Raw genomic sequence first — 10,651 nt, forward strand, 5'->3', positions numbered from 1 at the left:
TAAACTGAGGGAGTTGAAGAAAGTATAAAGAATTTAAAGTATTACACCTGAAAAATCCCTTCCGCTTCAATCAACCCGTTAAAAATCAACAATAATCTTTAACACAGTCATTAAAAAAGAAGCTGCCCAGCAGTTTGAGCAGCTCATTTAGTGGATTAGTATAAGATTTGTTCTTGTGCCATTTCGGTCCGCTTATGTTATTTTTAAGTATTCGTGGACATGAAAACCTCTATTTTTAACTTTTTATAAGCTTATATGAATCTTAAATGTTAATAGAATGGTTATCTATTTTTCCTAGATTACTGTTTGTTTTAGGAACAATAGGTTCAACTTTGCCAAGCCAAAAGAGATAGGTTAAGGCGCCGATTAAGGTAGCAGTTCCTGACACTATAAGTGCAGGGGTAAATGAGTGGGTAGTAGAAATTATAAAACCGGTTACAATCGGACCCAAAATGCCACCCATATTTGACACACAGTTTTGAAGTCCTCCAACAACTGAAGTCATATTTACCGGGGCTACGTCTCCAGGAAGTGACCAAATAGCACAAGCAGCAGTCGTTAAACCCGCATAGGAAATCGATAGTAAAGCGATAGAAAGAACAGCAGAATTAACCAGCCCCGCAAAAGCAATCGAGGTTGCCAACAACATTCCTCCACCCAGGTTCAATTTACGAACAAAGGTTAAGGAATAGCCTTTAGCGTAAAGACGGTCGGAAAACCAGCCCGCTAAAAGTTCAGCAACTAGACCAAAAAGTGGAGGAATCATGGATACCCAACCCATTTTCATCAATTGGAAGCCTCGTTCTTGTACAAGATAGGTCGGGAACCAAGTGATAAAGAAATAAATGGCATAGTTTAACATAAAAAACCCAACACACATTGCTAAAATATTACGGTATTTAAGAAGTTGATACCATTTCATTGGCTGCTCTTTAGCAAGACCTTCCTTTTTTATCTGACCATCACGAATATAGGTTAATTCTTCTTTGTTTACATACAAATGCTTTTCCGGATCACGATAATAGGCCCACCAAACGGCTACCCAAATTAATCCTAACAGACCAGATACAATAAACGGAACTTTCCATCCAAAAGCAGTCATTAACCAAACAACAAACGGCATGGCTATTGCCGTACCTACTTTAGAACCGCTGTCGAAAATAGCAGACACTCTTGTACGTTCTTTATCAGGGAACCATTTTGCAGTCACACCGGCATTGCTTGGATATGCTCCTGCCTCACCCATTCCCAATAAGGAACGAAATATGATGAGGGATTTCATTCCTTGGCTAACAGCTGTCAATGCCGTAGCAATGGACCACCAGGCGACGCTTAAAGCAAGTGAGAACCGCTGTCCTACTTTATCAGCCAGCCAGCCTGCAGGAATTTGAAACAACGCATAGGTCCAAAAGAAAGCAGACATGACTATTCCCATTTCAGCAGCATTTATTCCAAATTCCTTCATTATAGACGGAGTGGTGGCAGATAGGACTGTACGGTCCAAATAATTAATGGCTATGGCTGCCCACATGAATACGGCAATCTTCCATCGAACTTTCGTTCTTTTTTGATTTATTTCTCTCATTTTAAAACCTCCAATTATTGAAATCGCTTCCATATTAAATTAAGAATATTATAACAATTTCAGACATTCCTTGGTTAATCAAATGATAGATAGCCATCGTGTAAAGTCTAAAGAGGAAAAAATTCTGAGTCTTACAATTTTCTTCTATATTTCTAATCAATTAAACACAATCGCAAGATTAATAAATGAACCTTTTTAACTTAATGCCGTCCCCCTAAAATCTAAGAAGATTTTAGGGGGTTAATAAATCTATCTTTCTATGCTTTTACAAATACTGTTTTGATTGCGGTAAAGAATTCGACCGCAGCCTGGCCCTGCTCACGGGAGTGCGAGCTGGACTGTTTCATGCCGCCAAATGGTGCCTGTAATTCAACACCCGCAGTTTCCGCGTTAATCCGTACAAGTCCAGCCTCGATGTCGTTGATAAACGACATCATGGTGCCGATGTCTTTTGTATAAATGGAGGCACTAAGCCCGTACTCGACATCATTAGCCTGCGTTAACGCTTCTTCTATTGATTCCACTTTAATAAGAGCCAGCACCGGACCAAAGATCTCCTCCTGGGCAATGACCATTCCATTCGTAACCTCTTCAAATATGGCAGGCTGGACAAAAAAGCCGTTTTCGCCTCCGTTCTCCGTGTACCGTTCACCGCCGTATATTAATCTTGCACCCTCTGCTTTCCCTTTTTCAATATACGAGAGTACGGTATTCATCTGATTCTCACTGGCACATGGTCCCATCCATGAAGTGCCTTCCATGCCGTTTCCAATTGTAATTTCTTTGACCTGTTCAAGCAGTTTCTCTTTAAATGCATCGTATATTTCTGCCTGAACAAATACCCGGCTTGTAGCAGTACATTTTTGTCCTGTCGAACGAAGGCCGCCGCTAATTGTTCCTTCTACCGCCAGATCTAAATCCGCATCTGCTGTAATAATGACAGGATTTTTCCCGCCCATTTCCAGCTGATATTTTGCTCCGCGGGCCAGAGCTGCCTGACCAATTTGTTTCCCAGTGGCATTGGAACCTGTAAACGTAATGCCGTTTACGTCTGAGTGGTTGACGATTGCTGTTCCGACTTCGGATCCAGCTCCGGTAACCATATTGACTACACCAGCCGGGATGCCGGCCTCATGCATACACTCCATAATCTTTGCGGCTGTAACAGCTGCTTCCTGTGCCGGTTTAATCACAACAGTATTCCCATAAATTAAGGCAGGGGCCATCTTCCAGATCGGAATGGCTACCGGAAAATTCCAAGGAGAAATTACACCGATGACTCCAAGCGGAACGCGTGTCGTAAACATTAACGCCTTGCTGTCAGTGGCTGGTATCACATCACCCGCTTTGCGCATCCCCTCACCAGCATAGTAACGGAGGATGGCAATCCCGCGCATTGTCTCTCCTTTTGCTTCAGGGAACGTTTTACCCATCTCTCTTGTCATCGTTTCGGCAACCTCTTCAAGTCGCCTTTCCAAACTATTTGCTATTTTATAGAGATAATCACCTCGTTCTGCTCCTGAAAGACGGCGCCATTCTTTTTGCGCACTCTTGGCTGCAGCCACTGCCCTGTCAACATCTTCCCCTGTCGAGCACTGTACGTAGCCGACGATTTCATTTTTATTGGCAGGATTAATGGCTGCGGCTACTTTATTTCTGAGGGATGATACCCATTCTCCGTTAATATAGTTAAGATGGGTTTTTACCTGAACTGAAGTGGTCATGATTAAAACTCCTTTCCATATTCTAAAATGTAGGGCCAATACGCCAAATACCAAAATCATACTGTTTCAGAATTTCTGCTTTCGTGAGCTTTCCAGAAGCAACAAGCTCAATTTCATCAAAAATATGCTGGCCAACCGACTCAATTGATTCAATGCCTTCGATAATCGTTCCGGCATTCAAATCGATGTTATCTCCCATTCTTTCATAAATTCCAGTGTTGGTTGCAATTTTGATAACAGGAGCAATAGGTGATCCGGTAGGTGTACCTCTCCCTGTAGTAAACAATACAATTTGGGCTCCACCAGCCACCATCCCCGTTAGCTGTTCAATATCATGTCCCGGAGTATCCATCCAAACCAGACCTTTTTTGGATGGGACTTGTGCATAATCGATCACTTCTTGTAAAGGGCTGCTGCCAGACTTATTGGAAGCACCTAACGATTTTTCTTCGAGAGAACTCAACCCTCCCTTGATATTTCCAGGGCTTGGATTCCCTGTACGGATATCTACTCCCATCATGATGGCCCGATTTTCCATAGCACCGATTACTTCATATACTCGCTTGGCTGTCCTGTCATCGACTGCACGTTGTGCCAATAGATGTTCAGCACCAATTAGTTCTGTCGTTTCTGCTAATATCGCAGTTCCTCCGTGATTAACAAGCATGTCGCTAACGACTCCTACGGCTGGATTGGCTGATAGACCGGAACATGCATCCGAACCGCCGCACTCGGTGCCGATAATGAGCTCACTGAAATCACAGAGTTCCTTCATTTGTGCGGAAGCATCTTGTACCATTTTCACTGCTATTCTAGATCCTTCAGCGATGGCACCAAGTGTTCCATTGTGCTCCTGAATGGAAACCACTTCAACCGGCTTTCCTGTCTTGGCTATCTCTCCTGCAACACTGCGTGCTTGATGGGTTTCGCAGCCAAGTCCTAGAACTACCACGCCATAAACATTTGGATTGGCCCCCATTCCTACATAAGTACGGAATGTTTGATCATAATCTACACCTACCTGTGCGCATCCATGCTGATGTATAAAAGAGACCGTGCCTTGCACTAATTCGGTAATTTGTTTTGCTGCCTGGGTTGCACAAGTAATCGTAGGTAAGATTAACACGTGGTTTCTTATCCCTACTTGACCGTTTGGGCGCCTATATCCCCAAAACTTCTTTCCACTACTCAACTTTATCCCCCCGTCCTCTTTTTCCTTCCAGATTGTGAATATGAACATGTTCACCAATATCAATCTTTGTAGTGGCTGAACCAATCACCTCACCATATTTAAGAATATCCTCCCCCTTGGAGATCGTCTTGACAGCGAATTTATGCCCGAATTCAATTTTTTCCTTTAATTCAACGTCAAAGCTGTTCCCCTGGCATGTGACCTTGACATGACTCCCTGCTGGAATACTCTCTAAAGCCACAGCCACTTTATCATTCGGCTTCATCATCACCGTTTTAAAAGCTGTACTCATCTTAAATCTCCCCTGCTTTATATTGGTCTTCTTTTAAAAATAGTTAGAGAATGGCTTACAAATTGTGTACAACGTTTTTTGCAAGATGGACAGTATTTTGTAAAACCCCAATATCAGATATGTTAATTTCTATTTGGTCTCCATCTGTTAACGTAAATTCATTTGGGGGAACAATACATGTGCCTGTCAATAAAACAGTGCCGTTAAAAATCTGATTATCTTTAAGGAGATATGAAACAAGCTCGTCAAATTTCCGCTTTAACTGGCGGGTATTAGCGCTCCCTTCCACCACTTTTTCGCCGTTCCGATAGATTCTGCAGGTAATTTCAAATTGATAAGGATCTCGAACCGCATCAGATAGAAGAATGGCTGGACCAATAGAACAGGAATTTCTCCAGATTTTTGCCTGGGGTAAATAAAGCGGGTTTTCCCCCTCAATATCACGGCAGCTCAGGTCATTTCCAATGGTATAACCTAAAATTTCTCCCTCGCTATTAATGACAAGCCCTAATTCTGGCTCAGGGATCTGCCACTTAGAATCACTTCGAAGATATAGCTTATCATTTGGACCCACTGTCCTTGCGGCTGTGGATTTAAGAAAAATTTCAGGACGTTTGGCATCATAGACCTTGTCATAGACAGTGGTTAAACCGTTTATACCTTCAATAGATTCGAAGTTTCTGGCGTCCCTGCTTCTTTCATATGTAACACCGGCTGCCCACACTTCAGGAGCTTCAATCGGAACGAGCAATGATAGTTTATCTAGAGATTGTGATATTGGATCTAAGGTAGAGATAACGCTTTCAACAAAGTGAAGAAGAGAAGTATCATGATCTTTTGCTTGCTGAGCTAACTCAAAGAAGTCTTTTTGCGGCAGTGAATAGATACGCCCCTCATTTGTTAAAGCAGCAAGAACTGGAACTGACTTTTCATTTAAATAAGAAATAATACGCATAAAATCCTCCTTTAAAATATTAATTACAGTGTTTAAACTGTTGTAACCCTCCCAATTAAATTTGTCTTGCGTTCTCATTAATTTTAAATGCAAATTTCGTGCCAAAAAGAAAGATGATATCATTTTTCAAAAAAAAAAACACCAAACAACCTATCAAATCAAGGTTTGTCATGCTCCAACAATAATAACTCCATCACATTAAAGAACAATAAACTATTTAATTTAATTACTTATTTACTTCAAATCTTTCATATTTGAANNTTCAAATATGAAAGATTTGAGACTCATTTATAAAGGTCAACTTTTGCTATAAAAGGTCATTTTGTTAGACTAAATTCTTGTATAGTGTATCCATTAATTACATTCAAGTAGTTGCTTCCAGAGCTGTTTTCCCATGTCCTAAATTCAATCTAAAAGGAGCACTGTGAAGTTTAAGCACATCTAAAACTTTTTAGAAATACCCCCCTTTCAAAAATATCGGGAAATTTAAAAAAACTCCAAAGTATAAAAAAACAAGGGGGTCTGTATGACATCCCTTGTAAAAAATTGTTCCTACTTATTCTATTCTATAAATCTTTTCGTTAATCTAACTAGTCTCTCAATTTCTACTGTAACAACTTAACCGGTTTAAAGTAAACTTTGGAACATCCGGTGTTTCTTAACTTTTATATATTTTCTCCCCCTATTTTTCATTCAATGTTAGCTGTAACCAGTATTCTTCTTACTTTTTCCTTTCCTTGCTCATTCAACATAGTCCCTGGTGCTTTGACCATTGGTATCATTGTTCTTCCTCTAAGCATAACCGCTGTCTTTATTGCTGCAATAAAAGGTTGTGAAACATCATAAACACTCATAAGCTTACTAATTTTTTTCTGACTCGAAACGACCATAGAGAAATCCCCACCCTGGTAGGCTTTAAAAAGCTCACTGAAAAGCTCCGGTACTATGTTCGTGAGTCCGCACAGAACCCCGTCTCCACCGGCCATTAGATTCGGAACGAAATATTCGTCAAGGCCAGAGAAAACACTGAAGTCTTTAACCGCCGATTTTACAACCTGAATCAACTGACGAGTGTGTGAAATGTTATCGACCGTATCTTTAATCGCGACAATATTTGGAAAATTTTGAGCCAGCATTAGAACTAACTCAGGGCTTATATTGACATTGGTCCTGTCAGGGAAATTATAAATCATAATCGGAAGCTTAGTGGACTGAGCAACAGCTGCATAATAGTTATATAGGTTTTCATCATCGAGTTTGAAATAGTATGGTGAGATAACGACCGCAGCATCTGCGCCTTCATCCTCCGCAAATTGAGTTAAATGAACCACTTCTTCGACGGAAGTTCCTCCTGTCCCTATTAAGACCGGTACCCGGTGATTCACCTTTTCAATTGCAAATTTAATTAACTCCTTTTTCTCTTCCTGTGTAAATGCGAAAAACTCTCCCATGCTGCCAAGAAATAGCAGACCATCGATACCATTAGTAATCAAATAGTCAATATGTTCATGCATACCTTCAAAGTTAATCTTTCCTTCTTGGTTCAGGATAGTAATAACGGGTGAAAAGATTCCTTTAAACATTTTAGTCCTCCTCTTGAATTTGCCTTTCAAACTGGATACAAAATTTAAAATGCAAATTTCATGCCAAAAAAGCAAGTTCCTTTAAAACTTTAAAAAAAATATCCAAACAGCCGAATCTAAGGTTTTCAGGCACAAAAAATAGCTCCTATTCAGTAAAGAACCAGAAGCTATTTATAACAGCTTATTTAAATTTATCGTTCATATTTGAAATTTGTTTTTCAAATATAAAATAATGCACCTTATTTATGAAAGTTCAACTTGCGCCAAAGGGTAGTTTTACTTATTCCAAAATCCTTGCAAAGTCTATCTTTGTTTCCATGATAACGCTCAAGAAGCTGCTTCCAGAGCTGATTTTCCATATCCTCAAATCGATTTGAGATTGTGACCTGTAACTCGTCTTGATTTTGTCCCCCTCTGTCGTAAAGTTTCCCTTTCTTCTCAGCCAAAAGCTCACAAATCTTGTACTCTGTTAACTCTTCACCTTCCTCAATACTAATGACTAACCTTTCGATGAAGTTTTGCAATTCCCGTGCATTACCAAACCAATCGTAACTTTTTAGACAATCAAAAAGTTGTTCCTGTGGCAAAAACAAAACCTTTTGCTCTTTTATACATTCACTTTTGAAAAAGGATATTGCCATAGGGACGATGTCGTCTTTACGCTGTCTGAGTGGCATTAATTGTAGCTCCAATACACTCAGCCGGTAATAAAGATCTTCACGAAAACGCCCTAATCGAACTTCTTCACGCAGATCCCGGTTCGTAGCGCAGATGATCCGAACATCAATTGGAGTTACCCGATCTCCCCCAACACGTCGAACCTCCTTTTCTTGCAATACCCTTAGGAGTTTCGCTTGAAAATTAAGGGAGATTTCCCCTAATTCATCGAGAAATAGTGTACCTCCATGGGCTAATTCAAAAAGCCCCATCTTACCTCCTTTTAGTGCCCCTGTAAAAGTACCCTCGACATATCCAAAAAGTTCACTTTCAAGTAGATTTTCACTCAATGCAGCACAGTTAACGGAAACAAAAGGTCCCTTAGCCCGCTTGCTCTCATTATGAATGCTCTGTGCAAAGAGTTCCTTTCCTGTCCCCGTCTCACCATAAATTAAAACTGTACCGTTAGATTTAGCATACTGTCTCGCTTGTTGAATACATTTGAGCATTTCTGGGCTACCACCCTGAATATCATAGAAGGATTTCTTGGCCACTAATCCTTTTTCATTAAGCCTAGTCCTGATATTCATTTCTAAATTTTGAATTTCACCAATTTCTTGAAAAATAGCCACTGCTCCATGGAACCTACCATGAATGATAATTGGAACCCGGTTACAAACAATCTTTTTTCCATTAATCTTAAGAAGGATATTTTTTTTCTCATCATGTTCGGATAAAACTTTATTTAATAGACTTTCGGGTAAACACTCGGTTAACTTATTCCCGAGTACCTGGTTTATTGGCACGCCAAATATTCTCTCAGCTGATGCATTATATACGGTAACCTTCTCATTATTATCTATTGTAAGAACTGCCTCAGTTGTAAAATTAAGAATCGCTTCAAGTTGCTTTAAACGAGCCTTCTCCTTTTCCATTGATTTTAAGATTGTTGCGGCTTCATTAAGGGCTATTTGAAGGGACATAGGACCCGATTCTAAAAGACAACCATAGATTCCACGCTCTATCGCTTGTTGTGTGGCTACTACATCCCCCACTACTGCATCTATTCCCTGGTCTTCAATTAGATGTTTCACCTTCGCAGGTATTTCGTTAGCATCTTGACAGGGTAAGATTTGCAAATCTATGTCCATAATGTTATTAAAATGCTTAGCTTGAAATAAAATATTTAACGTCGTGATAAAGGCGATTTTTTTAAAACCTTGCTCACTTGCCTTACTTAACGCCATTAAAATGTCGACAGACGTAACGGGTATTTCAATGACAGGTAAATCGAATGAATTTCGTAAAGCTTGGGCTGTTCCCCCACGAGAGATGAGAATCTTTACACCTTGATTGATATAAGATCTGATTTCATCAAGATTTTCCTTGAGATTCCCTGGAATAACGGTATAAGGTATTTCACAAACTTCACTCATTCTTTCGGCCTGCTCTACTAAGGCTTCATAGGGGGCAATGACGAGTATATTGTTCATTAAGTAGACACCTCTATTTTTTTTAATAATCTGTGAAATTAATTGCGGCTTCATCTCCCGGAGGTATCAAACCATTCCCTTTGACAAACCTCTCTCTAAGATTAAAAGATGAGATTTATTAATCACTTAAAATGACGAAATCATTTAATAACTTTAACTACACTTATAACTTTTTAGTATCGTAAGTTTTGTGCTGAGTTATTTGGATTGTTAGCGATTTCAGTACATAGTAAAGGAAAACTGCTTAACTGTTCTTGTTGTTAAGTGGCTCGAACTGTTCAATTGCTCTTTAAACTAGTATAAAGCTCAAAGAAGGTTCTTTGTACCCTTTTATTAAGGACATAAAGAAAAAAGCTCAACGCAAACGATTTTGATCATTGGTATTAACGCAGGTCCAATAATTGTTTTGATTCGGAGAAAAAATTGTGTTTGGACTAGCCCAGGGGTATTTTTTATAGTTAGGCTAGGAATAGAAAGATAGTTAGCATAAAGAGGAATTAGGGGTACTGGCAAATCACTAGTTTAGGAGGAGGATTTTGGAATGACTCCAGTCATTGGTCTGGATATTTCTAATTAATAAATAAATATCGTTATATAATTGACATATTTGTAACAATAATGACATATATTTTATCAATCACATAGGAAGGAGGAGAAACCAATGGATAATCGGATTTTCTTATTTCTTGCTACCATTTTATCTGGTTTTGCACTTATAAAAGTTCCTTTAGCTGATTCATTTCTTGAAAGCGTTTCACCAGTTACAAATATCCTTGGCATTATAACAATTCTAGTCTTCTCACTAGTCTTAATTTATAAGGGTGTAAAAAGCTTATTCAGTAAGTAAATATGATTATTATGGAAAGCACTCTAAATGAACTGCCCCGTAAATGTTAGACACTCTACTAACATTTACGGGGTGTTTTTATGGCCAAATTTACCCACTCTCTACTTAAGCACTTTAAAATGTTTGTTCAAAGGTAATTAGGAGAATTCGCGATAATATGGTACACTTTGTTTACCATTTGATTTACTTTTTTACATGTGCCCTACTCATTCGTGAGTGGGGCTCCTTGTTTTTAATAGAAGAAATAAAAAAAACAGACTCTATAAAGAGCCTGCTTTAGTTTGTTCTTATTATTAAGCTTTGCGCACGTTAGCCGCTTGAGC

8 protein-coding genes are annotated in these 10,651 nt (G+C 39.3%); 1 reads left to right on the top strand and 7 read right to left on the bottom strand.

From position 1 onward, the window contains the following. Positions 1–262: 262 nt before the first annotated feature. From COD92_RS22605 to COD92_RS22635, 7 genes are all read right to left on the bottom strand, one after another. Entirely contained in the window at positions 263–1,585 is a 1,323-nt protein-coding gene (locus COD92_RS22605) for an MFS transporter (protein ID WP_098532716.1), read from the bottom strand. 257 nt (positions 1,586–1,842) lie between these two features. After that, on the bottom strand, positions 1,843–3,309 hold the full coding sequence (gene gucD, locus COD92_RS22610) for an alpha-ketoglutaric semialdehyde dehydrogenase GucD (RefSeq protein WP_098532714.1): 1,467 nt from the start codon (positions 3,307–3,309) through the stop codon (positions 1,843–1,845). Positions 3,310–3,331: 22 nt separating this feature from the next. Further along, positions 3,332–4,501 (bottom strand): UxaA family hydrolase, encoded by a 1,170-nt coding sequence (locus tag COD92_RS22615; RefSeq protein ID WP_255286834.1) that lies wholly within the window; start codon positions 4,499–4,501, stop codon positions 3,332–3,334. Then, positions 4,494–4,793 carry a UxaA family hydrolase gene (locus COD92_RS22620; RefSeq protein ID WP_098532710.1) on the bottom strand — a complete coding sequence of 100 codons (300 nt, stop codon included), beginning with the start codon at positions 4,791–4,793 and terminating at the stop codon, positions 4,494–4,496. The genes COD92_RS22615 and COD92_RS22620 overlap by 8 nt, the downstream gene beginning before the upstream one ends. Before the next feature lie 55 nt (positions 4,794–4,848). Further along, on the bottom strand, positions 4,849–5,748 hold the full coding sequence (locus COD92_RS22625; RefSeq protein ID WP_098532708.1) for a fumarylacetoacetate hydrolase family protein: 900 nt from the start codon (positions 5,746–5,748) through the stop codon (positions 4,849–4,851). 689 nt (positions 5,749–6,437) lie between these two features. Beyond that, on the bottom strand, positions 6,438–7,331 hold the full coding sequence (dapA, locus tag COD92_RS22630; protein ID WP_098532706.1) for a 4-hydroxy-tetrahydrodipicolinate synthase: 894 nt from the start codon (positions 7,329–7,331) through the stop codon (positions 6,438–6,440). Positions 7,332–7,570: 239 nt separating this feature from the next. After that, positions 7,571–9,481: a sigma 54-interacting transcriptional regulator gene (locus tag COD92_RS22635; protein WP_098532704.1), complete on the bottom strand. Its 1,911-nt coding sequence runs from the start codon at positions 9,479–9,481 to the stop codon at positions 7,571–7,573. Positions 9,482–10,142: 661 nt separating this feature from the next. Between COD92_RS22635 and COD92_RS22640 the strand changes: the two genes are divergently transcribed. Next, positions 10,143–10,328: a hypothetical protein gene (locus tag COD92_RS22640; RefSeq protein ID WP_098532703.1), complete on the top strand. Its 186-nt coding sequence runs from the start codon at positions 10,143–10,145 to the stop codon at positions 10,326–10,328. Positions 10,329–10,651 lie beyond the last annotated feature (323 nt).

The sequence above is a fragment of the Bacillus sp. AFS037270 genome (genome assembly GCF_002585305.1).

What these genes read in the sequence shown, in the direction of transcription:
- COD92_RS22620 (WP_098532710.1), bottom strand. Translation starts at nt 4,793, where the DNA reads ATGAGTACAGCTTTTAAAACGGTGATGATGAAGCCGAATGATAAAGTG.
- COD92_RS22605 (WP_098532716.1), bottom strand. Translation starts at nt 1,585, where the DNA reads ATGAGAGAAATAAATCAAAAAAGAACGAAAGTTCGATGGAAGATTGCC.
- COD92_RS22640 (WP_098532703.1), top strand. Translation starts at nt 10,143, where the DNA reads ATGGATAATCGGATTTTCTTATTTCTTGCTACCATTTTATCTGGTTTT.
- COD92_RS22625 (WP_098532708.1), bottom strand. Translation starts at nt 5,748, where the DNA reads ATGCGTATTATTTCTTATTTAAATGAAAAGTCAGTTCCAGTTCTTGCT.
- dapA (WP_098532706.1), bottom strand. Translation starts at nt 7,331, where the DNA reads ATGTTTAAAGGAATCTTTTCACCCGTTATTACTATCCTGAACCAAGAA.
- COD92_RS22635 (WP_098532704.1), bottom strand. Translation starts at nt 9,481, where the DNA reads ATGAACAATATACTCGTCATTGCCCCCTATGAAGCCTTAGTAGAGCAG.
- gucD (WP_098532714.1), bottom strand. Translation starts at nt 3,309, where the DNA reads ATGACCACTTCAGTTCAGGTAAAAACCCATCTTAACTATATTAACGGA.